Origin of the sequence: Flavobacterium lacisediminis (genome assembly GCF_025909975.1) — a bacterium.
Lineage (GTDB): Bacteria > Bacteroidota > Bacteroidia > Flavobacteriales > Flavobacteriaceae > Flavobacterium > Flavobacterium lacisediminis.
This window is the reverse complement of the sequence record NZ_JAPCIO010000003.1, coordinates 239,606-263,847: the sequence shown is the minus strand read 5'-3', so window position 1 is coordinate 263,847 and position 24,242 is coordinate 239,606. Positions and strand designations below refer to the sequence as shown.

General features: G+C 31.8%; 23 protein-coding genes. 17 read left to right on the top strand and 6 right to left on the bottom strand.

All coding sequences use genetic code 11. The features are described from left to right. The first annotated feature begins 5 nt into the window (after positions 1–5). The 15 genes from OJ995_RS06370 to OJ995_RS06300 all read left to right on the top strand — a co-directional run bounded on the left by OJ995_RS06370 (position 6) and on the right by OJ995_RS06300 (position 17,028). The gene (locus OJ995_RS06370) at positions 6–638 is read left to right on the top strand and encodes a CatB-related O-acetyltransferase (protein WP_264368668.1); all 633 of its coding nucleotides are present in this window, start codon (positions 6–8) and stop codon (positions 636–638) included. Then, positions 631–1,296, top strand: coding sequence for an acylneuraminate cytidylyltransferase family protein (locus OJ995_RS06365; protein WP_264368667.1), 666 nt, complete (start codon positions 631–633; stop codon positions 1,294–1,296). Before OJ995_RS06370 ends, OJ995_RS06365 begins: the two co-directional genes overlap by 8 nt. Positions 1,297–1,321: 25 nt before the next feature. Further along, the gene (gene neuB / locus OJ995_RS06360; RefSeq protein WP_264368666.1) at positions 1,322–2,362 is read left to right on the top strand and encodes an N-acetylneuraminate synthase; all 1,041 of its coding nucleotides are present in this window, start codon (positions 1,322–1,324) and stop codon (positions 2,360–2,362) included. Positions 2,363–2,452: 90 nt separating this feature from the next. Beyond that, positions 2,453–3,577 carry a UDP-N-acetylglucosamine 2-epimerase gene (neuC, locus tag OJ995_RS06355; protein WP_264368665.1) on the top strand — a complete coding sequence of 375 codons (1,125 nt, stop codon included), beginning with the start codon at positions 2,453–2,455 and terminating at the stop codon, positions 3,575–3,577. Then, complete coding sequence (locus tag OJ995_RS06350) at positions 3,578–5,011, top strand: MBOAT family O-acyltransferase (RefSeq protein ID WP_264368664.1); 1,434 nt, start codon at positions 3,578–3,580, stop codon at positions 5,009–5,011. Next, positions 5,011–5,889: a hypothetical protein gene (locus OJ995_RS06345; protein WP_264368663.1), complete on the top strand. Its 879-nt coding sequence runs from the start codon at positions 5,011–5,013 to the stop codon at positions 5,887–5,889. Before OJ995_RS06350 ends, OJ995_RS06345 begins: the two co-directional genes overlap by 1 nt. Before the next feature lie 3 nt (positions 5,890–5,892). Further along, entirely contained in the window at positions 5,893–7,320 is a 1,428-nt protein-coding gene (locus OJ995_RS06340; protein WP_264368662.1) for an MBOAT family O-acyltransferase, read from the top strand. Beyond that, positions 7,320–8,216, top strand: a complete 897-nt coding sequence (locus OJ995_RS06335; RefSeq protein WP_264368661.1) for a hypothetical protein — start codon at positions 7,320–7,322, stop codon at positions 8,214–8,216. The genes OJ995_RS06340 and OJ995_RS06335 overlap by 1 nt, the downstream gene beginning before the upstream one ends. Before the next feature lie 63 nt (positions 8,217–8,279). Continuing rightward, positions 8,280–9,662: a glycosyltransferase family protein gene (locus OJ995_RS06330; protein WP_264368660.1), complete on the top strand. Its 1,383-nt coding sequence runs from the start codon at positions 8,280–8,282 to the stop codon at positions 9,660–9,662. After that, a complete protein-coding gene (locus OJ995_RS06325) occupies positions 9,663–10,805 on the top strand; it encodes a glycosyltransferase family 4 protein (protein ID WP_264368659.1) in 1,143 nt (380 codons plus the stop codon). Next, positions 10,805–11,932 carry a glycosyltransferase gene (locus OJ995_RS06320; protein ID WP_264368658.1) on the top strand — a complete coding sequence of 376 codons (1,128 nt, stop codon included), beginning with the start codon at positions 10,805–10,807 and terminating at the stop codon, positions 11,930–11,932. The genes OJ995_RS06325 and OJ995_RS06320 overlap by 1 nt, the downstream gene beginning before the upstream one ends. Positions 11,933–12,058: 126 nt before the next feature. Then, the gene (locus OJ995_RS06315) at positions 12,059–13,150 is read left to right on the top strand and encodes a glycosyltransferase (RefSeq protein WP_264368657.1); all 1,092 of its coding nucleotides are present in this window, start codon (positions 12,059–12,061) and stop codon (positions 13,148–13,150) included. After that, positions 13,147–14,499, top strand: coding sequence for an O-antigen ligase family protein (locus tag OJ995_RS06310; RefSeq protein ID WP_264368656.1), 1,353 nt, complete (start codon positions 13,147–13,149; stop codon positions 14,497–14,499). Before OJ995_RS06315 ends, OJ995_RS06310 begins: the two co-directional genes overlap by 4 nt. Further along, positions 14,465–15,472 (top strand): glycosyltransferase family 4 protein, encoded by a 1,008-nt coding sequence (locus OJ995_RS06305; protein ID WP_264368654.1) that lies wholly within the window; start codon positions 14,465–14,467, stop codon positions 15,470–15,472. Before OJ995_RS06310 ends, OJ995_RS06305 begins: the two co-directional genes overlap by 35 nt. Positions 15,473–15,645: 173 nt before the next feature. Then, entirely contained in the window at positions 15,646–17,028 is a 1,383-nt protein-coding gene (locus OJ995_RS06300) for a sugar transferase (protein ID WP_264368653.1), read from the top strand. Positions 17,029–17,065: 37 nt separating this feature from the next. Here the strand turns inward: OJ995_RS06300 and OJ995_RS06295 are convergent, their stop codons facing one another. Together OJ995_RS06295 and OJ995_RS06290 are read right to left on the bottom strand one after the other, a co-directional pair. Beyond that, complete coding sequence (locus OJ995_RS06295; RefSeq protein WP_264368652.1) at positions 17,066–18,184, bottom strand: lipoprotein N-acyltransferase Lnb domain-containing protein; 1,119 nt, start codon at positions 18,182–18,184, stop codon at positions 17,066–17,068. Between the two features lie 46 nt (positions 18,185–18,230). Next, a complete protein-coding gene (locus OJ995_RS06290; RefSeq protein WP_489886095.1) occupies positions 18,231–19,304 on the bottom strand; it encodes a putative type IX sorting system protein PorV2 in 1,074 nt (357 codons plus the stop codon). 190 nt (positions 19,305–19,494) lie between these two features. On the opposite strand from OJ995_RS06290, the gene OJ995_RS06285 reads away from it, so the two are divergent. Together OJ995_RS06285 and OJ995_RS06280 are read left to right on the top strand one after the other, a co-directional pair. After that, on the top strand, positions 19,495–20,238 hold the full coding sequence (locus OJ995_RS06285) for a CDP-alcohol phosphatidyltransferase family protein (RefSeq protein ID WP_264368651.1): 744 nt from the start codon (positions 19,495–19,497) through the stop codon (positions 20,236–20,238). Further along, a complete protein-coding gene (locus OJ995_RS06280; RefSeq protein WP_264368650.1) occupies positions 20,238–21,089 on the top strand; it encodes a glycoside hydrolase family 25 protein in 852 nt (283 codons plus the stop codon). The genes OJ995_RS06285 and OJ995_RS06280 overlap by 1 nt, the downstream gene beginning before the upstream one ends. A 45-nt stretch (positions 21,090–21,134) precedes the next feature. Here the strand turns inward: OJ995_RS06280 and lptB are convergent, their stop codons facing one another. The 4 genes from lptB to OJ995_RS06260 form a co-directional block, all read right to left on the bottom strand. Beyond that, a complete protein-coding gene (lptB, locus tag OJ995_RS06275) occupies positions 21,135–21,935 on the bottom strand; it encodes an LPS export ABC transporter ATP-binding protein (protein WP_231836257.1) in 801 nt (266 codons plus the stop codon). An 86-nt stretch (positions 21,936–22,021) separates the two neighbouring features. Further along, on the bottom strand, positions 22,022–22,372 hold the full coding sequence (locus tag OJ995_RS06270; RefSeq protein ID WP_026724505.1) for a carboxymuconolactone decarboxylase family protein: 351 nt from the start codon (positions 22,370–22,372) through the stop codon (positions 22,022–22,024). 4 nt (positions 22,373–22,376) lie between these two features. After that, positions 22,377–23,198, bottom strand: a complete 822-nt coding sequence (gene tatC / locus OJ995_RS06265; RefSeq protein WP_242004802.1) for a twin-arginine translocase subunit TatC — start codon at positions 23,196–23,198, stop codon at positions 22,377–22,379. Next, positions 23,198–24,163, bottom strand: a complete 966-nt coding sequence (locus OJ995_RS06260) for a KpsF/GutQ family sugar-phosphate isomerase (RefSeq protein ID WP_133609757.1) — start codon at positions 24,161–24,163, stop codon at positions 23,198–23,200. The genes tatC and OJ995_RS06260 overlap by 1 nt, the downstream gene beginning before the upstream one ends. Positions 24,164–24,242: the final 79 nt, after the last annotated feature.

Sequence of the window (24,242 nt, the reverse complement as noted above, 5' to 3'; positions counted from 1 at the left end):
AAACTATGCGTTTATTTGTTAAAAAAATTCTTTATTTTTTTTTAAATTCAATTAAAAAAACTGATAAAGTTATTCTTTCAGGTTTTTCAAAAGGAATTCAAAATGTAACTTTTGAAGGAAAAAATGCTGTGCCTGATGGTTGTAATTTTTCGGGTAATATCAAAATAGGTTATGCAACCACTTTAGGTTATAGAAATCTTTTAGGAGGCACTATTTCTATAGGAAAATATTGTCAGTTAGGTGTTGATGTAGCATTGCATGCAACAAATCATCCTATATCATATATGACTACTTACATCAATCAAAATTTATTTAAAGGTGAATTAAAGCAGTTAAAAGAAGAAAATAATATTATGATAGGACATGATGTTTGGATAGGGCATGGTGTTATTGTTGTTGGGAATGTAACTATTGGGAATGGAGCAATTTTAGCAGCAGGAAGTGTAATTACAAAAGATGTTGCGCCTTATAGTATTGTTGCAGGAGTTCCAGCTAAAGAAATTCGTAAACGTTTTTCTGATACCATTATTCAAGAGATAGAAACATTACAATGGTGGAATAAATCAGAATTGGAAATAGAAAAAATAAAACCTTTATTTTTTAAAGATTTTTCAAACAGACATAGTATTTATGAGTAAATCCATAGCCATCATCCCAGCACGAGGAGGTTCTAAACGTTTACCTGGAAAAAACATAAAACTATTGGGAGAAATTCCTTTGTTGGCACACAGTATTTTATATGCTAAACAGTATGATTTTATCGATGTGATTTATGTTTCTACCGATGACGTGGCTATAAAAGAAATAGCTTTGCAATATGGTGCTGTAGTAATTGATAGACCTCAAGAAATTTCAGGAGATTTGGAACCCACTGTTTCAGCTTTAAAGCATGTTTTAGAATCAATTCATGGAGCAGTTGAAAATGTAATACTGTTGCAAGCTACCAATCCACTGAGACCAAAAAATCTATTACAAGAAGCTTTTACGATTTTTCAAGAAAAACAAGTAGATAGTTTGTTTACCGTTTCACGAAGTCATCATAAATTAGGAAAAATTACAAACCATAAATTCATTCCTTACAATTATGAAGTAGGGCAACGCAGTCAAGATTTAGAACCTTTGTATTATGAAAATGGGTTGCTTTACATTACAAAAGCATCTGTAATATTAAATAATGAAATCATTACAAAAGATGCTTTTCCATTAGAAGTGAATCATCCTTTTGCTAATGTAGATATCGATACACAAGAAGATTTTGGTTACGCAGAATTTCTTTTAAATAAAACTATACACTAATTACTATTCACTAATCACTAAATATATGAATCCCTACATAGAAATAGCAGGAAGAAAAATAGGACCCGATTTTCCACCATTAGTTATTGCCGAAATCGGTATTAATCATGAAGGTTCACTTCAAGTAGCCAAAGAAATGGTAGATGCAGCTCATAGAGCAGGTGTTGAGGTAGTGAAACACCAAACCCATATCGTAGCTGACGAAATGAGTGGCGCTGCTAAAAAAGTCATTCCAGGAAATGCCGACGTGTCTATTTATGAAATTATGGAACGTTGTGCTTTAAACGAAGAAGAGGAACTAGAATTGAAAAATTATGTCGAAAGCAAAGGCATGATTTTTATCTCAACTCCTTTTTCCCGTGCTGCTGCTGAACGTTTGAAAAAATTTGATATTCCGGCCTATAAAATTGGTTCGGGTGAATGTAATAATTATCCGTTATTAGAGCATATTGCTTCTTTTGGGAAACCTGTTATTTTGAGTACCGGAATGAATACTATAGATAGTATTCAAAAAGCAGTAGCTATTTTTGATAAACACAATATTCCAGTTGCCTTATTACATACTACCAATTTATACCCAACCCCAATTCATTTAGTACGATTTGGTGCCATGATGGAAATGCATCAAGCGTTCCCTGATAAAGTTTTTGGATTATCTGATCACACCCTAAATAATAACGCATGTTTAGGAGCAGTAGCTTTAGGAGCAGCCATTTTAGAACGCCATTTTACTGATCACATGAACCGAACAGGTCCAGACATTGTATGTAGTATGGATGAACAAGCGTGTAAAGAATTAATCATCAATAGTGCCGAAATGGCGCAAATGCGTGGCGGAACAAAAAAACCAGCAGACGAAGAACAAGTTACAATTGATTTCGCTTTTGCAACGGTTTGTTCCATTGCCTCTATCCAAAAAGGAGAAATGTTAACAAAAGAAAACATTTGGGTAAAGCGACCAGGTACTGGTAAAATCTTAGCAGAACATTTTGATTCGTTATTAGGTAAAAAAGCAACAAGAGATATTGCTAATGATGAGCAATTGGATTTTGGTGATTTTGAGTAATTACATATAATTACAAGACCTGACAGGTTTTTAAAACGTATCAGGTCTTGTAAAAATAACTATATTTGCAACGCAATAGCCATTTACAAAATGTCCAAAAAAATCCTATTTCTTACCGGTACGCGTGCCGATTTTGGTAAAATAAAATCCTTGATTCAAATTTTGGAAGTACATCCCGAATTTGAACCTTTTATTTTTGTTACGGGTATGCACTTGCAAAAGGAATATGGTTATACCTTGTTAGAAGTGGAGAGATGTGGCTTTTCTAATATTCACACGTTTGAAAATCACACCCACGAAACCACAATGGATTTGACTTTAGCTAAGACCATCGAAGGACTTTCTACTTATGTAAAATCGTGTGACCCTGATATGATTGTCATTCATGGCGATAGGGTAGAAGCGTTAGCAGGAGCTATTGTTGGAAGTTTGAATAATATTTTAGTAGCCCATATTGAAGGTGGAGAAGTCTCTGGAACCATTGATGAGTTGATTCGTCATTCTACCAGTAAAATGAGTCACGTGCACTTTGTTTCTAACAAACAAGCCAAAAAACGTTTGATTCAAATGGGAGAATTAGAAAATGCCATTTTTACAATCGGTTCTCCTGATGTAGATATCATGTTTTCTGATACACTGCCCAATTTAGAAACAGCAAAACAGTATTATGAAATTGCATTTGATACTTATGCGGTTGCGATGTTCCATCCAGTAACTACAGAAGCAAAATTTATGCAGGAATATGCGGATAATTTTGTAGATGCTTTATTAGCAGATTATCATAATTATGTGGTAGTGTATCCCAATAACGATTTAGGAAGTCAAACCATATTAAAAGCGTATCAGAAATTAAAAGACAATCCTCGATTCCGTATTTTTCCTTCTTTGCGATTTGAATATTTTTTAACCTTATTAAAAAAATCACAATTCATTATTGGTAATAGTAGTGCAGGTATTAGAGAAGCTCCTTATTATGGGTTACCGATTATCAATATTGGAACACGTCAACAAAATAGGGCACTTCACGCCGACATAATCAATGTAGATTATACATCGGTAAGTATTTCTAATGCTCTGAATGTTATAGATACTCATAAAATACAACCAACAGAAAGCGATTTCGGAAAAGGAAATAGCGCCGAATTATTTTTGAAATCCCTATTAAATGAGGATATTTGGCAATTAAATCATCAAAAACAATTTAGAGATAGTTAAATGTTTTTCAACTCTTTATCCTTTGCCCTTTTTTTGCCTATTGTATTTTTACTGTATTGGGTAGTATTTAATAAAAATAAAACTACTCAAAATGCGGTATTGATTGTAGCGAGTTATTATTTTTACTCGTGTTGGGATTGGCGTTTTTTGTTTTTATTGGTGTTTTCTACTTTGCTTGATTACTTCAGTGCTATTATGATGGAAAACAGCATGACCGATAAAAAACGAAAGTTTTGGTTGTGGTTAACTATTGGGATTAACTTAGGGTTTTTAGGTGTATTTAAATACTACGATTTTTTTGCGCAATCTTTTGCCGATTTGTTGCATGGTTTTGGATTTCAAACAAATCCTGTTCTATTAAAATTAATACTTCCTGTTGGAATATCCTTTTATACGTTTCATGGCTTGTCATATGTAATTGATATTTATTACAAACGCATCACCGCCGAACGCAATTTTATCGATTATTCGTTATTTGTAAGTTACTTTCCACTTTTGGTTGCTGGACCTATTGAAAGAGCTACCCATTTATTACCACAAGTAAAAATCAAACGCCATTTTAATTTTGAAAAAGCCAAAGAAGGTGTTTATCAAATTATTTGGGGATTGGTCAAAAAAGTGGTTATTGCGGATAGTTGTGCCACTTATGCCAATGCTGTTTTTGATAATTACGAATCCATGAATTCTTTATCATTAATTTTAGGAGCTGTTTATTTTGCCTTCCAAATTTATGGTGATTTTTCAGGGTATTCTGATATTGCATTGGGAACATCTAAATTATTTGGAATCGATTTATTAAAGAATTTCAACTATCCTTATTTTTCTAGAGATATTGCTGAATTTTGGCGTCGTTGGCATATCTCATTATCATCATGGTTTCGCGATTATTTGTACATTCCGTTAGGCGGAAGTCAAGGTGGCATGTGGATGAAAGTGAGAAATACTTTTATCATTTTCCTAGTGAGCGGATTCTGGCATGGAGCCAATTGGACGTTTATTATTTGGGGCTTATTGAATGCAATTTATTTCTTGCCTTTGTTATTGCAAAATAAGAATCGTTCCAATATGGGCGAAATTGAAATGGGTTGGAATATAAGCAGTGTAAAAACCATTTTGAATATTTTAGGTACTTTTGCTTTAACTACAATTGCGTGGATTTTCTTTAGAGCAAAATCAATGACTGAAGCTGTCGGATATATCCAAAAAATGGTGACCGATTTCCATTTTGATTCGCAATATTTGAGTAACGAACGTTATAATTTTGAATTACTATTTTTGGTAATGATTTTTGTATTTGTTGAATGGTTAAATCGTACTAAAGTAGAGCCTTTATCAGGAAAAGCAAGTTGGATAAAAGTAACCTTAGCGATTATGGCTTTATTAGCTTTAGGCGTGTATTCCGATTATAAAGAATTTATTTATTTCCAATTCTAATGAAACAGTTTTTAGTTTTTATCGGAAAAATAATAGTTGTGCTTTTGCTCTCCGCTTTTGCATTAGATTTCATTTATACCACTGTTTTTGCCCAATCGGAAACTCGAAATAAAGTAGAAAATGTTGTCAATTCGAAACCTCAAAACTATGATGTTATTATTTTAGGAACTTCAAGAGCGAATAACCATTTTGTTTCGGAATTGTTTGAAAAAGAAGGGTTGAAAACCTTTAATTTCGGAATGAGTGGTGCCCATTTGTTTGAAACTTCTTTGATACTAAAATTGATGATAGAGCGCGGTTGGGAAATAAAAAACGTCATAGTAGAAACGGATTTAAATCTGTCCAACGAAAAACGCGATGATGGTACTTTTGGACGTTTCATGCCGTTTATGCATCAATCGAATACTATTGCAGAACATTTTAAAAACGAACCCGATTTTACCGAATTGTATTATGTGCCGTTTTATCGTTACATACAATTTGATGCTAAAGTAGGTTTTAGAGCTTGGTGTAAAACCTTGGTAAACGAACCGACCAATACCTTGGCAAATAATGGGTATTATCCGCTTGGATATAATCCTAAAGCCAACATGAATAACAATATTGAAAGTTTAGTGCCTTTACGTAACCGTTATTTCGAAGAAATTAAGCAAATTTGTAATGCTAATAATATCAATTTGATAGCAGTAACGACTCCTATGTGTTCGAATGTAAAAGGAATGGAATATTTTAAAAAAGTGAAAGCGTTGTATCCTGAAATCAAAGAGTACGAACATGTAGTAGAGGGAGATGAATACTTTTCCTCTTGCGGGCATTTAAATGATAAAGGAGCAAGGTTGTACACCACTAAAATTATTGAAGATTTATTTAAAAAATAGTACATGCTTTTTAACTCGATAGAATTTTTACTTTTTCTGCCTACTGTTTTTTTCTTGTATTGGTTTGTATTTAAAAACCAATTACGAGCACAAAATGTATTGTTATTGGTAGCTAGTTATATTTTCTATGGTTGGTGGGATTGGCGTTTTTTATCCTTAATTATCGCTAGTACTTTTTTAGATTATTTTATTGCTATACAATTAGGAAAAACATCCATTTCCAAAAAACGAAAATTACTTTTAGGAATTAGTTTAGTGGGGAATCTGGGGATGTTAGGTTTCTTTAAATATTACAATTTTTTCGTGGCAAGTTGGATAGAAGCTTGGTCAAGTGTTGGAATTACAATGGAAGCCAGTACATTAAATGTTATACTTCCAGTAGGAATTTCGTTTTATACGTTCCAAACCTTAAGTTACACCATTGATGTATACCGAAAGGAAATGAAACCTACAAAAAGTTTTATCGATTTTGCCGCTTTCGTAACTTTTTTTCCACAATTAGTAGCGGGTCCAATTGAAAGAGCTTCTCATTTATTACCTCAGTTTTATAAAAACCGAACATTTGAGTATCAAAATGCGGTGGATGGTGTCAAATTGATTATTTGGGGGATGTTCAAAAAAGTAGTAGTTGCGGATAACTGTGCTTTTTTTGTAAACAAGATTTTTGAAAATCCAGAAGTTTATTCTAGTGGCGAATTGTTTTTTGGAATGGTGTTCTTCGCCTTCCAAATTTATGGTGATTTTTCAGGATATTCAGACATTGCTATAGGATTATCTAAACTTTTTGGATTTGATTTAATGGTGAATTTTAAGTTCCCTTACTTTTCGCGTGATATTGCCGAATTTTGGCGTCGTTGGCACATTTCTTTATCTACATGGTTTCGCGATTATATTTATATTCCGCTTGGCGGTTCAAAAGGTTCACAAGGGTTTCAAATTCGAAACGTTATGATTATCTTTTTGGTAAGTGGTTTTTGGCATGGCGCCAATTGGACTTATGTGGTTTGGGGTTTATTTCACGCCTTAATGTTTTTGCCGTTATTACTATTTAATGTAAACAGAAGCCATTTGATTACCAAATCCTATGGTTGGCTCGATTTTGCTAAAATTGGAGTTACTTTCTTAGTCGTGTGTATTGGTTGGGTATTTTTTAGAGCGGATTCTATTGCTGATGCTTTTCAATATTTAGCTCATATGTTGGAATTGAATAGTTTAGGATTATCTTTATTCTATAAAACTAATGCGAATTTGATGATTTTTGGTTTAAGTGTTTTGGCTATCGGAATTTTATCTATGCAAGAATTAGTTTGGGTTATCAAAAAAAGAGAATTACCTAAAATCTCTGCTTTTGGTGCTTTGCTTTTAGTGTTGTTAATTTTCTTTATGGGAAGTTTTAAAAATCAAATGGACTTTATTTATTTTCAATTCTAATGAAAAAGTTTTTAACTAAAATAGTGCTTTATACTTTTTTCATTCTCTTAATTGGAAATGGAATCGCTTGGCTGTCTTTATATTTTATTGGGAAATCGAATTTATATAAACCTCAATTTGTTAAAAATGGGGTAAAAGAAAAACATTTTGATTATGTGGTGTTAGGTTCTAGCACCGGGTTAACTACGTTAGATACGAAATTAATCGACGAAAAATTAAAAACAAAGGGTTTGAATATTAGCATGGATGATTCCGCTTTGAGTTCCCATTATTTGATGTTGCAATTTTTCTACCAACAACAAAAAACAACGGATTATCTGGTTTTAGCAGTAACGCCTTGGGATTTAGCAAATGAAAATCCAGTTTTGAATAATAACGATTATCGTTTCTTGTCGGAACGTAACACAACCGCAGTTCGTGAATATTATCAAACTATTCCATATGAGGGTTTTCCGGTTTTAAAATATGCGACTTATTTTCCTTTGGTGGGTGTTAGTTATTACAATACGGAACTTTTTTATCCTTCTCTATTCACCATTTTGAAACCAGAAAAACGCAATCGTTTTGATGAAAAAGGAAATTACAGCTATCCTAATTTAGGAGCTCCAATACAAGCAGAAGCAACGACCACAGCAATGCAATTTAATAATCCTTATTTCAAAAAAATAAAAGATTTTTGTCAGAAACAGGGAATAACATTGGTTTTGTACCAATCACCACTTTATAAAAATTCGGTAAAATCGAATGCGAAGGATTACTTTGTAAATCATTCCGATTTTATTTCGGTAGATAGTCTTTTTTATGATAATTTACATGTGAACAGTTTGGGTAGAACCCAATGTTCCGAAGATTTTGCTGTCCAATTTAATACGATTCGAAATGCTAACCGTAAGTAATTTATTTTTGTTAAAAAAACTTCTAGTATTATCTGTATTTTTGTTTGAATAAATTAATATCGAATGTCAAAATCTTTTAATAAAAAAATAATGTTACTTTTCCCGGATGGAGTAGGGATTCGAAATTATTTATATTCTAATGTTTTTAAGGGTGCCGAAGATGAATTGGTTTTGTTTCATGCGTTTGATGATAAAACAGAACAAGGAGTAAAAGAAATCACAAACATTCAAAATTCTTTAACAATTCCTAAATATTCAGAATCTTTAAAAGAAAAGTTTCTTAGAGAATTAATTTGCTTGTCACGTTTGAAATATAATGCTAAATTAGTAAATAATCCATCTATTTTAACCAATTGGAAAACCAATCATAAAGGTTTTTTTAAATCATTATTTTATAAGTGTATTGAGATGGTCTCGATGGGTTTTACTAATTACAAGAGTATTTTAAAGCTTGAAAAGAGGTATCAAAAAGCTATAAGAAATACATTTTTTTATTCCGATATAAGAAAAATTCTTATAGAGGTAGCTCCTGAAAAAATATTTTGTTCGCATCAAAGAGGTGTGCAATGTGCTACTGTTTTCGCTGCCGCAAAAGATTTAGGGATTGAAACTATCACTGTGATTTATTCTTGGGATAATTTACCAAAAGCAAGAATGGCATTGCAAGCTGATAAATATTTGGTTTGGTCCGATTATATGAAGGAAGAATTGAAATTATATTATCCAGAAATTGTTTCAGACCAAATTTTTGTTACAGGGACTCCTCAGTTTGAATGTTACCAAAACCCCGAAAATATTATCCCTAAAGATGATTTTTATAAAAGATATAGTTTGGATACAAATAAAAAAATTATTTGTTATTCAGGAGATGATGTGTTAACTTGTCCAGATGATCCACAATACTTGGATGATTTAGCAGATGAGTTAATTAAAAATAATTTAGATAATAAATATCAAATTTTATTGAGAAGATGTCCTGTAGATATTTCAGGTAGATTTGATAAAATAATTTCAAAATATCCTAATTTAATAAAGCAAGCGCCACCTTTGTGGAATTTTGAGCCAAATAGTAGTTGGACAACTATTTATCCATTACCTGAGGATGTTAAGTTATTAGTTTCAACAGTGTATTACAGTGATTTGGTAATAAATTTAGGTTCTACTATGGCTTTTGATTTTGGGATGTTTGATAAACCATGTATATATATAGATTATGATCAGAATACAAAGGTAAATCCAGATTGGTCTGTAAAAATAATTTATAAATTTCAGCATTTTAAAAGTATGCCCAATAAAAATGTTGTTATTTGGTGGCAGCAAAAAGAAGAAATAAATCAATTGCTTACAGATTTGAAATGGAATCAATCAACAAATATTTGGATAGAGAAAGTATTAGGAGATTATGATACTTCATCCAATGCAGTAACAAATTCAATAATTAACTAAATGCACATCTGTTTCTTAACCAACGAATATCCAAAAGCAGGCTTTCCACATGGAGGTTTGGGTAGTTTTGTAAAAACTATGGCGGAAGCCTTAGTGGGTAAAGGAATTCGAGTTACCGTTGTGGGTTTAAATTATGTGCTTTCAGATGAAACCGAAAATGTTAATGGTGTTAACGTAATTCGAATTCAAAAAAGTAAAGTAAAAGGATTGGCTTGGTATTTCAATTCAAAAAATATTTCCAAAACTATTGCTGCAATTCATAAGAAAAATCCGATTGATATAGTAGAAGGAGCCGAATTATCTTTTGCATTTTTACCAAAAATAAAAGATATAAAATACATCATTCGCTTACATGGCGGCCATCATTTTTTTGCTGAAGGAGAAAATAGAGGGATTAATTGGTGGAAAGGATTTCAAGAAAAACGCTCTTTTAAAAAGGCAGATGCTTTTATCGCGGTTTCCAATTATGTTAAAAGCCATACTTCTAAGTATTTAAGTTATCATAACAAGCCAATAGAAGTTATTTTTAACCCAATTAATAGCCAATTGTTTCAGCCTAAAGATGTAGCAATTGAAGTGAATAATATCACTTTTGCTGGGACTATTTGTGAGAAGAAAGGGGTACGTCAATTGATTCAATCTTTTCCAGAAGTGAAAGAAAAATTTCCGAATGCTATTTTGAATTTATATGGAAGAGATTGGTTGTTTCCAGATGGAAGTTCTTATGTCAAAATGCTACAAGAAATAGAATTACCAAAATTGGGTGAATATGCTAAGGATGTTATTTTTCATGGTGCTGTATCTTTCGCAGAAATTCCAAATATCTATGTAAAAGCTGCCGTTTGTGTATTTCCTTCCCATATGGAAACCTTAGGATTAGTAGCTCCAGAAGCCATGGCAATGGAGAAACCCGTAATCTTTACAAAATTAGGACCAGGTCCCGAAGTGATTGCTAATGGTGAAACAGGTTGGTTATGCAATCCCCACGAACCAAGAGAAATCGCTAATACTATTATTCAAGTTTTAAGTAACCCCCAAAAAGCACAAGAAATAGCAAAAAAAGGAAGGCAATCAGTTTTACAACAATTTGAAATTAAAACTATTGTTTTAAAAGATATTATATTTTATAAAAGTATTCATTAATGAGAATTTGTATAATAACTCATGTTCAGCATATAAAAAGTGATAATCAATATTTTGGTTATGCTCCCTATATCCGTGAAATGAATATTTGGTTCAAATATGTTGATGAGGTTCAAGTGGTAGCTCCTCTCGTTGAAGGACCTATAAATCCAATTCATGAAAAATATATTCATTCCAAACTTCAATTTATTGATGTTCTTGAGTTTGAAATTACTTCATTACAAAATATAATAAAAACGATATTTAAGCTCCCTATATTATTTAAAGTAGTTTACATAGCAATGGCTCAAGCCGACCATATTCACTTACGTTGTCCCGGTAACATGGGATTAATAGGAGCTCTAGTTCAAATATTATTTCCTAATAAACAAAAAACTGCAAAATATGCAGGAAATTGGGATCCAAAAAGTAAACAACCTTGGAGTTATCGTCTTCAAAAATGGATTTTATCCAATACTTTTTTAACTCGAAATATGCAGGTTTTAGTTTATGGCAAATGGGAAGGAAGCACAAAGAATATTAAATCATTTTTTACTGCTACTTATAGTGAGAATGAAGTAAGAAATTCAAGTTGTGAAATAAGAAGTGTCAATAATGAAGTAATTAAGTTTTTATTTGTTGGAACGCTATCTAAAGGGAAACAGCCTTTGTATGTTATTCAACTTGTTGAAGAGTTGAATAAAAGAGGGGAAAAAGTAATACTTGAACTTTATGGAGAAGGTGTTTTACGAAAAGAATTAGAACTTTATATAGCCCAAAATAATTTAGAAAGTATTGTAACTTTAAAAGGAAATCAAACTAAAGAAACGGTTTTAAAAGGGTATCAAAATAGTCATTTTTTAATTTTGCCTTCAAAAAGTGAAGGTTGGCCAAAAGTAGTAGCGGAAGCTATGTTTTGGGGTTGTGTGCCAATAGCATCCCCTGTTTCTTGTGTTCCCTATATGATGGGAAATGGAAATAGAGGTGTGATTTTAAAAGAAGAATTAAATCAAGATATTAGTAAAATAACAACTATTATAAACAACCAAGAATTATATCAAAAAATGGCAACTGATGGACAAGTTTGGTCTAGACAATTTACCACAGATAAGTTTGAAACGGAAATCAGCAAATTGCTCAAAGAATAGTTAAATTTATACTTATTTTTAATAGAAATCTTTAATTGAAAGTATTATTGATTTTGTCTTTGAACTTGTCCTTCTTCTTTCTATTTTTTTCTATTTTTACATCCTCAACTAAATAAGTAATTATCATTGGCTTTTTCCAAAGAAATACGTGTTATTCAATTAATTGATAGTCTAGAACCTGGCGGAGCTGAGCGTATGGCAGTAACTATTGCGAATAGGCTTGCAGAGGAAGTAGCTTTTTCAGGATTGGTTGTTACCCGATTGGAAGGTGGTTTGAAAAATACAATCAATAAAAAAGTAGGATATGCTTTTGTAAATAAAATGAAGGCTATTGACTTTAGCGCGTTATTTCGTTTAAGAACTTTTATAAAAACAAATAAAGTAAATACAGTTCACGCTCATGGAAGCTCTTATTTTTTCGCTGTTTTACTAAAGTTAACGATGCCGTCTGTTCAAATTTTTTGGCACGATCATTTTGGAAATCGCGTTAAATCTCAAGAAGGTTATTTTTTGCTTCGTTTTTTTTCTGTTTTTTTTAGTTGTGTTTTTACAGTGAATGAAGCACTAAAAGATTGGGCACAAAAAAAATTATGGGTTAAAAATGTGGAGTTTCTTTCCAATTTTACTTCGGATTCAGAAGTCGAAATTCCCGTTACCATTTTAAATGGAACTCCAAATAAAAGAATCGTATTTTTAGCTAATCTTCATCATCCTAAAAATCATATTTTAGCATTAAAATCATTTTTAGCTAGTAAAATAGCTAATGAAGGTTGGACGTTGCATTTAATAGGAAAAGATAAGTTAGACGATTATTCAGAGGATTTGAAAGATTTTATCAAACAAAATAATTTAAAAGAGGCTGTTTTTATTTATGGTTCTTGCAATGATGTAAAATCAATTTTGAATCAAGCAAAAGTGGGGATTTTAGTCTCAAGTTATGAAGGGTTTCCTGTAACTTTATTGGAATATGGAATGGCTGGATTAACTGTTATTAGTTCAAATGTAGGCTATTGCAGTACAATTATTCAGAATGAAGTAACAGGTTATTTAATAGCGTCAGATAATGAAGCGCAACTTCAAAGCGCTCTTATTAAAATAGCAAATGAATCTCATAAAAATGATGGTCTAGCTAAAAATTTGAATACTTTTGTAAAAGCAAATTACGCACCTGAAAAAGTGATTCAAAAAATTATTGATGCCTATCAAAAAAACTTATGAATAGCGAAACCCTACAGTATTTAAAGTTTGTAATTATACACGTTCTAATTGGATTGGCAATTTTTTTTGTTCCACCAATTTCAAAAGTGTATGCGGTTACTATTATTTTGGTTGGTTTTCGCTATGTGATTTTAAGGAAAAATTCCAATAATGAAGCTTTATATGTAGCAGCTTACATAGTGGGGGCAGAGGTTTTTTTGCGCATGACTCAAGGTATCATTTTTGAACAGTATGCTAAATATGGCGTAATGGGAATCTTGATTATAGGAATGCTTTTTAGAGGATTTTCCAAAAACGCTATCTTATATTGGATTTTTGGTTTGTTATTACTCCCAAGTGTCATTCTTTCATTTTTTACATTAGATTATGAGACAGATATTAGAAAAGCCATTACTTTCAATATTGTAGGACCAGTTTGTTTGACTGTTTGTGCGATTTATTGTTATCAAAGAAAAGTAACGCTTAAACAAGTATTGACCATCATAGACATGCTGGCCTTTCCTTTAATAGCTACATTAGTATTTATGTATTTGTACACGCCAAGTGTAAAAGAAGTGGTGTTTAATACGCAGTCTAATTTTAAAACTTCTGGAGGATTTGGACCTAATCAGGTTTCTACGATTTTAGGTTTAGGTATTTTTCTTTTCTTCACAAAGATTGTTCTAAGTTCAAAAACAAAAGGAATTTTATTAATCAATTTGATTTTGTTTCTATTCATAAGTTTTAGAGGAATTGTTACTTTTTCAAGAGGAGGAATAATTACTGGGGTTTTAATGATTATTCTTTTGATGATTTACTTGTTTTTTAACACCAACTCAAAAGCAAAAAACAAAATTGTCATATTTGTTGTGCTTGGTTTTGTTGCTTTTTTGGGAGTTTGGACTTATAGCTCACTTCAAACAAGTGGTTTAATTGATAAGCGTTATGCAAATCAAGATGCAAAAGGAAGAGTAAAAGAAAGTAAGCTAACAGGTAGAGAAAAATTAATAGAGTCAGAATTTAATATGTTCTTAGATAATCCTATTTTTGGTGTAGGAGTAGGTAAAAATAAAGAATATAGAGAAGAAACAACTGGAATTGAAGCCGCCTCTCATAATGAAATTACGAGAATGTTAGCCGAACACGGATCATTAGGTCTATTAGGATTAATAATTTTACTTACTACTCCATTAGCTTTATATTTTAATAACAAGCAGAATATTTTTCTTTTTTCTTTCGTTGTTTTTTGGATACTCACCATAAATCATGCGGCCATGCGTTTGGCAGCACCTGCTTTTGTGTATGCCTTATCATTATTAAAAGTTCAATTTGTAGATGAAAATTCTGTACCTAGGGAATCGGTTAAGTAAGCATGGCTATAATAAAACCACTATTGAAACTTTAGGACTTCAACTAGAGCAGGAGGGAATTTATGTGTTTTACGCTTCTGAAAAAAAGTCTTTCCCATTACGTATGTTGGATATGATGTGGTCTGTTATTTTGTATCACAAACAAGTATCTTATATTTTGATTGATACCTATAGCACAAAAGCTTTTTGGTATGCCTTTTTATGTAGTCAGTTGGCAAGTTTTTTTAATGTTAAGTATATTCCTATTTTACATGGTGGCGATTTACCGAATCGCTTGAAAAAGAATCCTACATTATCTAAAAAGGTGTTTGCAAATGCATATAAAAATGTAGCGCCATCAGAGTATTTGAAGCAGGCTTTTGAAAAAGAAGGTTTTGATAATGTAATCCATATTCCAAACGCTATTGAAATTGAAAAGTACGAATTTAAAGTGCGAACTGAATTAGCTCCAAAATTACTATGGGTTCGTGCTTTTTCTTCCATTTATAATCCAAAAATGGCAGTAAAAGTTTTGAAACAATTACAGGAAAAATACCCTTCCGCTACTTTAACTATGGTAGGACCCGATAAAGATGGAAGTTTACAAACCACTAAAGATTTTGCTGAGTCCATGGGCGTTTCTGTCGATTTTACAGGTCAATTAACAAAAGAAGAGTGGTGGAAATTAGCTTCTAAACATGATATTTTTATCAATACAACACATTTTGATAATACTCCTGTTAGTGTTATGGAGGCAATGGCATTAGGTTTGCCAGTAATAAGCACTAAAGTTGGTGGGATTCCGTTTTTATTGACAGATGAAGTAAATGCCTTATTGATTCCTGATAATGACACTACGGCCATGACAAAGGCAGTGTTGGATTTATTAGAAAACAAATCAAAATCTAATTTATTAATTACTAATGCCAGAACTTTTATAGAGCAAATGAATTGGGAATTAGTAAAGCAAAGCTGGGTTTCCTTATTGAAATAATTTTACTTTAATATTAAATTTTTTTAAAGTTTCTTTAATAAACTAGTAAAAATACTACATTTAGTCAAATTTACGAATGATAATGCTTTGCACTATTATTATATTGATAAAAAAGTAATAGGTGTTTCCTTATTTCTTTTAAATTCGTTACTTTGCGTTAGAATAATAATAAAATGAGTGCATCCCAAAAAATACATTTTGAAATTTCAGAGCGCAAAATATTATTGCGTGCAATGGATGTGTTTTTTACATTGCTAACTTTAGCATTAATTGGACATTATGCTCAATTTGATTATTTTAAAATTTCGCAAACTAATTTTTATTGGACAATTGTATTTGCACTTTACTTAGTTTTCTTTGGAACTATCTTTGAAATGTACAATTTGCAAATTGCTAGTAACCGTTTTCAAATTTCAAAAAGTATTATTTTAACTACTTCTGTAACGGTATTGTTTTATTTGTTAACCCCTTTTTATACACCTGTATTACCCTCTAATCGTTTGCAAATTATATTGTTTTTCTTTTCCATTTTAATCTCATTATCGGTTTGGCGATATGCTTATATTATTTTTTTAGCTTCTAACCGATTTATGAAAAAGGTACTTTTTGTTGGAAGTAGTAAAGAAGTAGATGTATTAGTAGCTGAATTAGCAAAATTTAACCCTCATTATAAGGTGGTAGGATACATCGCTGTAGATGAAGAACCAAATAAAACAAATGTTGAACGCGTTTTAGCGGAAAATTTAAACGAGTTTGTTCATCTGAATTACATTTCTGAAATTGTAGTTGCTAATGCTAAAAATAAGTTGACCTCGGTTGATTTATATAACAAGTTGCTTAGATTACTTGAAAAAGGTATTGTAATAAGAAAATACAATCAAGTTTATGAACACAGTACCTACAGATTGCCTATTCATTTTGAAGATCGTGAGTTGTATAAATTTTTTCCTTTCAGCAGAAGCAATCAAAATAAATTGTATATGTATTATACTCGTTTTTTTGATCTCGTTTTTGCGGTTGTTGGGTTGTTAGGATTCTTTTTGATTGCGCCTCTTTTATGGATTATTAATCTTTTTGTAAATAAAGGAAGTTTTTTCTACACACAAGAAAGAGTTGGGAAAAATGGTCTTCCTTTTACTATTTATAAAATGAGAACGATGGTGCAAAACGCAGAACAAAACGGTGCTGTATTTGCTACAACAAACGATAGTCGAATTACTCCTTTTGGGAAATTTCTAAGAAAAACAAGATTAGACGAATTACCACAATTTATAAATGTATTGAAAGGCGACATGGCTATTATTGGTCCTCGACCTGAAAGACCTGTTTTTGTAGAGCAAATTGCTAATGCTATCCCTTTGTATCAAACAAGACATGTTATTAAGCCTGGACTTACTGGTTGGGCTCAAGTTAATTATCCTTATGGTTCTAACTTAGAAGACAGTTTGATGAAACTTCGATACGATTTGTATTATATTAAACACCGAAGCTTGTTTTTAGATATCAATATCGTAGTGAAAACAATGAGTACGGTATTGTTTTTTAGAGGACAGTAATTAGCGTTCAGTTATCAGTGTTCAGTAGTCAGTTTTATCAGCGTACTAAATTTGATTTCTTAATCTGTAAAACAATTTTCCCAATCCAATAAAAATGTATGACAATAAATGGCCAAACAATTCCTAAGTGAATTTTTGTAGTCATGTAAGCTAAATAGACTAGTAACATTGCCAAAATTATTTTTCCTAAAAGCAGTATTTTATCTTTAATTCCTTTTTTAATGTACCAAGCAAATACCAATAAAAGAGGATTGAATAATAAAATGTTATAATTCCATAATATCTCTTCATGCAACGAATACAATCCCACCAAAGAGAAGAAAAGACCTAATAATCCAGCAAAGATAAAATAGCTAATTTTTATCCATTTTTTGTTTAAAAGTGCTAAAATTAAAAGAGCTGTAAGTAAAGAATAAATCGAGTTTAACCAATTAAAAGGAATTTCAGATTTGGTAACTTGAAGAATTTTTGAATCACTCTTTTCAATTTTATTTTCATTTATTTTGGTAGCTGAAATGGCATCTTTGAATTCATAAGGTAAAAATAGGCGAGTGGCTGGTTCATCTACTTTTGCTCCAAAAATCAATTGAATTCCCAATTTCATATAAAAGTCGCTCATGTATGGATACAGGATTTCTCTATACGATTGACTAGAAGTGTCCGATTTTATGTATTCCTTTCCTAAAATTCCATTAATTTTATCCACCACCATCGTTGTACAATTTCTATCAATGAATTTATAGGTGTAATAACGTTCATCACTATAAACTGAATGATTTAATTGTTGGAACAGCGTATTAATTTGTGCTGGAGTTAGTGCTAATTCCTGTTCAATTATTTCGCGATTTTCCGCTTGATAATTGTAATAGAAATCGATAAAACTACCATTGGTAACAAAATATTGTAAATCGCCTTTTATAAATCTGCCAATGAAATTAGGTGTACTAAAGTCAAAAGCGCCATAATTGTAAACTACATCAATAACATGAATACTATCTTGAATACGAATACCAGTATGACCATACATAGCATATGATTCTGGTCCTAAACCACAAGTTAAAATACTAACTTTTGCTTTTTCAGAAAGAGTGATATTTTGGGCTAACCCATTAAAAGAAATTAAAATAAGTAAAGCGAAAAGTAGTTTTTTTGTCATTTTATATAAAGTCTTTCTTCTTGTTTCTTTTCTCTTGTTTCTGAAATTATCTAAACAATTCCCAGTCTACTTTTATGGAAAAAATGTTGGAATATAAAGCAGCACTTTGATCACCTAAATCAGTTAATGCATAGTCAACTTGAATGCCTTTGTATTTAAATCCTAATCCAATATTCGGTTGAAAACTTAATTTGCTTGAATTGTCTATTTGCGTAATTTGCTGAAAATTTCCAACACCAGCTCTCAAATAAACCAAATCGATATAACCAAATTCCAAACCAAGTGCAGGATCAATACTTACAGTGTTGGTTGAAACAATATCATTAGTTCGAGTAAATTGCATGTTTAAATTGGTTGCAGCTAAAAGGCTATAATCATAACGAATAATCCATTTTTTTGACATTCCTAATTGTGCTTTTGGTAGCGTAATCTCACTAGTTTCTGGTAATTCTTGATTTTCACCTGGAATGGCATCTGCAATTTCTTGAAACTTCTCTTCGTCTATGGTCCAAGTATTATAAGTAGTAGTAATGTCACGAATCATCAAACCAAATTTCCAATCTTCGTCATCACTGATGTACTGAATTCCTAAATCCAATCCAAATCCCCAAGAATTAGCAAAATCACCAATAACTCTTCGGATTACTTTCGCGTTTACTCCGTAATTTAATCCTTCAATTGGTAAACTTCTGGCATAAGAAACGGTCAAGCCATAATCGGCAGTAGAAAAAAGCGAAATTCTGTTGTAGTCGATGTTTCCTTCGCTATCAATTAATTGTGTAGTATTTAATATATCATCAACTCCAAAACGAATTAAGGAAATTCCAACCGCACTTCGGTCGTCAATTGGCATGGCAAAACCAGCATAATCATATTGCGCAATATTGGCAAAGTAATTAGCATGCATCAAAGCAAACTGTTTGTCTTCTAGTTTTAACAATCCAGCAGGATTCCAATAGCCAGAATTCACATCGCCAGTATGAGCCACAACAGCATTAGACATCCCTAGTGCAGCAGCGTCAACTCCAATACTCATGAATTCATTTGAATATTTTCTAACGGTTTGCCCATAGGTTGCCCCACAAAAACAAATTAAAAGTAGTAAAATGGTCTTTTTCAATGCCAATTTTTTTACAAAGATGAAATAAATTTCTCAAATAGTAAACTCTAAAAGTATTAACTTATTGTATTACATTTGCTGTAAATTAGGGAAGGCTTGTTTTTAGGTCTTTTTTAGTTGTAATTTTGCAATTCGTTTTAGTTGCAATAACAGCATTAAATTAAGTAAAGAGTTTATAAAGTCACGTTATATGAATATCAAAAAGCACATTCCCAATCTAATCACTTTGCTAAATTTAGCATCTGGATTGTTAGCCATCATCGCTATTTTTAAAGGCTATTATGATGAAGCTTTTATTTTTGTTTGTTTGGGTATTTTCTTTGATTTTTGGGACGGATTTTTAGCTAGAAAATTCAATGTTGCCGGACCTTTAGGTGTGCAATTAGATTCTTTAGCAGATATGGTGACTTGTGGCGTAGTGCCAGGATTAATGATGTTTGTATTGTTTCAAAATATTCAAGAAGATTCTACTTCGGTTTATTATTTAACGGAAGAGTATTTTTATATGGGATTTGTACCTTATTTAGGCTTCTTAATTACGTTAGCTTCTTGTTATCGTTTGGCAAATTTTAATATCGATACACGCCAAACGGATTCTTTTATTGGATTGCCAACACCTGCAAACGCTTTGGTAATTATGAGTATTCCGATGATTCAATATGCTAATGATTTTGAAGGATTGACTACTGTTTTATATAATCCTTATGTGTTGTTATTCATCACGATTTTGAGTTCGTATATCTTAAACGCTGAAATTCCTTTGTTTTCATTGAAAATTAAAGAATTTACTTGGGCGAAATATAAAATGCAAATCTTGTTTTTAATTGGGTCATTATTATCCTTTTTTATTTTAGGATTCGTGGCTATTCCGTTGATTATCATTAGTTATGTGCTGGTTTCTGTAATCAGTAATAAAATGATAGCGAAGGCGTAATGGCGTCCAAAAGTTACAGACGAAAACCTATTGCAAAACGAAAATCCAATTCGAAAAGTAAATGGATTTTCTATCTGATTTCTTTTGTTTTATTGCTATTTCTTGCGATTGGAATTTATAAATTCCGAGATGGTTTCTTGTATTATTTAGGTTTTAAAACCGATAAAAATGTTGAAACTTTATCCAAAGAAGAGCGAAAATTAGCCGATATCCGAATTTACGAAGTATTACACAAACACGATGACAAAGCCATAGGTTTTGATGTGTCGGAATACCAAAGTGAAATCGATTGGGAACAAACCTATCATATTGATGAATCATTTGAATTGTCTTTTGTTTTTATCAGAGCTACAGCTGGAAAAAATAAAACAGACAAAAGATTCAAAGAGAATTGGAAAGCTTCAAAAGATCGAGAACTTATTAGAGGCGCTTACCATTATTATCGTCCTAATGAAAATTCGATTGCTCAAGCTGAAAATTTCATCAAAAATGTAAAACTAGAAAAAGGCGATTTGCCACCTGTTTTGGATATCGAAAAATTACCAAAATCCCAATCAATAGATAGTTTAAAAGTAGGATTACGTCGTTGGTTGAAAAAGGTAGAAAAGCATTATAAAGTTAAGCCAATTATTTATTCGGGTGAAAGTTATTATACCGATTTCTTAAAAGAAGAATTTTCAGATTATCCTCTTTGGATAGCCAATTATAATTTTTGGCGTAATCATTTAGAAGACGATTGGCTATTTTGGCAATTCACTGAAAAAGCTCAAATTCAAGGTATAGAAGGAATGGTGGATGTGAATGTTTTTAATGGTAATAAAAATAAGCTGTTGTTAAAGTGTATTCGTTAACGGAAATGGAATAAAAAAAATCCCTCAAATTGTTGAGGGATTTTTTTATTCTTCTTTATTTAAATTCAATTCTCCTTTGCCATGAATGATGGTGGTTTTTGGAGCTTCAAAATCAATTTTAGTTCTTCTTAATTCGAAATTTTGTCCTAAATAAACTCGTCTAACCACTTCATCTGAAGCTAATTCTTCTGGTTTTCCAGCTTTTAGAATTCCTCCTTCAAACATTAAGTAGGTTTTATCGGTAATAGCCAAAGTTTCTTGTACGTTGTGGTCAGTAATTAGAATTCCGATGTTTTTATTTTTTAATTGGGCAACAATTCGCTGAATATCTTCTACTGCAACAGGGTCAACTCCCGCAAACGGTTCGTCTAAAAGAATAAATTTTGGATCAGTTGCTAAAGCGCGCGCAATTTCTGTACGACGACGTTCACCTCCTGAAAGTAAATCACCTCTATTGGTTCTAATATGTTCCAATGCAAATTCGGCAATTAATTCTTCCATTTTAGCTTCTTGTTCCGCTTTTGAAAGAGTGGTTAACTGTAATACACTCAAAATGTTATCTTCGATACTTAATTTTCTAAAAACAGAAGCTTCTTGTGCCAAATAACCAATGCCGTGTTGAGCACGTTTGTACATCGGGAAGTTGGTAATATCCATATCGTCAAGATAGATATTCCCGCTATTTGGTTTTACTAAACCTACAATCATGTAGAACGAAGTGGTTTTTCCGGCACCATTTGGACCTAATAAACCTACGATTTCCCCTTGATTTACTTCAACGGAAATTCCTTTTACAACACTTCTTTTTTTATAGGTTTTAACTAAATTTTCTGCTCTTAATTTCATTCTAAGGTTTAAATGTTTAGAAGTTTGATTGTTTAATCGATTTACAAATAAACGAATAAACAATTTAACAATTTATCTTTTAACAATTATTTAGTTTGCTCCTCTAAAGCTTCCCAAAATTCGTAAGCTCTTCTTAAGTGAGGAATTACAATGGTTCCACCTACTAAAGTGGCAATCCCCATGCTTTCCATCATTTCTTCTTTAGTCACGCCATTTTTATAAGCAGTTTCTAAATGGTATTTGATGCAATCATCGCAACGTAAAACTGCTGACGCTACTAAGCCTAAAAGTTCTTTAGTTTTTACGTCTAAAGCGCCTTCCATGTATGCATTCGTGTCTACATTGAAAATTCTTTTGATGACTTTGTTGTTATCCGCTAATAATTTTTCGTTCATTTTCGAACGATAATCGTTAAATTCTTTTACTAAATCTGCCATTTTTTTATGCTTTTAATTTTTCTCTTTCTTGACTTTTTACAACTAAAACACTAATCAAAATACTTGCTTCGTATAAAATCATAATTGGGATTGTAACGATAATTTGGCTCAAAACATCTGGTGGTGTAATGACTGCTGCTACAATTAACACGATGACTAAAGTGTATTTTCGGTATTTTCTTAAAAATTCTGGTGTTACCAATCCAATCTTTGTTAAGAAGAAAATGATAATTGGTAATTCAAATAACAATCCACTTGCAATAGCGGATGTTTTCATCAAACTCATGTAGGAGTCAATATCAATCGAATTGCTAATTTCTGGACTCACAATATAACTCGCAAAGAATTGTACTGATAACGGCGCAATTAAATAGTAGCCAAACAATACACCAATAAAAAATAGAATTGAAGAAACAATGATGAACGAAGCGGCATATTTCTTCTCTTTTTCATATAAAGCCGGGCTAATAAATTTCCAAATTTCCCATAAAATAAAAGGGAAAGCGAAAATAAATCCTACCGTAATTGAAGTCCACATGTGCATCGAAAATTGCCCGCCCATTTCCCTGTTCTGAATAGGGAGATTGATTTCGTTGATACACATTGTGTCTGCCATGTCAAATTGTTTTCCTAAATCGCAAAAGAATTGATAGGTGACAAAGTCGGGACTTTTTGGTCCAAAAATAATTTCATTGAAAATAAAATCGCTAAAAAAGAAAGCTACCACACCGCAAATTAAAATTGCTGCTGAACTTCTTACTAATAACCAACGTAATTCTTCAAGATGGTCTAAAAACGACATCTCTTTTATGTTTTTTTCTGCCATTATACGATTCCTTCTTTTAAAATATCGTGTAGGTGAAGTATTCCTTTGTATTCGTTGTTGTCAACCACTACTAATTGTGTGATTGAATTGTTTTCCAAAATATCCAACGCTTCTGAAACTAAAATACCAGAATTAATATTTTTTGGATTTTTAGTCATAATATCTTGCGCTGTTAAATCGGTAAAAGTATCACGGTTGTTCAACATTCTACGAATATCGCCATCAGTTACAATTCCTACTACTTGATTGTTTTCAATAACTGCTGTTACACCCAAACGTTTTTCTGAAATTTCCATGATTACTTTTTTGATAGAAGCATCCGGAGTAACCATTGGTTTGTGAGTAGTATCTAACATATCTTTTACACGAAGTAATAATTTTTTTCCTAAAGCACCACCTGGATGATATACGGCAAAATCTTCACTTTTAAAGTTGCGCATTTCCATTAAGCATACAGCTAAAGCATCTCCTAATACTAATTGAGCCGTAGTACTATTTGTTGGTGCTAAGTTGTTTGGACAAGCTTCACTTTCAACATAAGCATGTAAAATATAGTGTGATTCTTTTCCTAAGTACGAATTTTTATCTGCTGTCATTCCAATTAAGGTATTGCCAAAACGTTTTAATAACGGAGCCAATACTTTAATTTCTGGACTATTGCCGCTTTTTGAAATACAAATGATGATATCTTCTGGTTGTACCATTCCTAAATCACCATGAACAGCTTCTGCTGCATGTAAAAACATAGAAGGTGTTCCCGTCGAATTTAAAGTGGCTACAATCTTTTGAGCGATTAAAGCGCTTTTGCCAATTCCAGTTACTACCAATCTTCCTTTGGTGTTATAGATTTCGGTAACACTTTTGGCAAAGTCTTCATCTAAGTAATTTACAAGATCTGCGATGCTTTTACTTTCGGAAAGTAAAGTTCGTTTTGCGGTAGCTAAAATCGTTTCAGTTGTGCTCAAAATAGAAAAATTAAAAAATTTGTATGTGTAAAAGAAAGTCGTATCTTTATGTTTGCAAATTTAGGTAAAATCATATTAA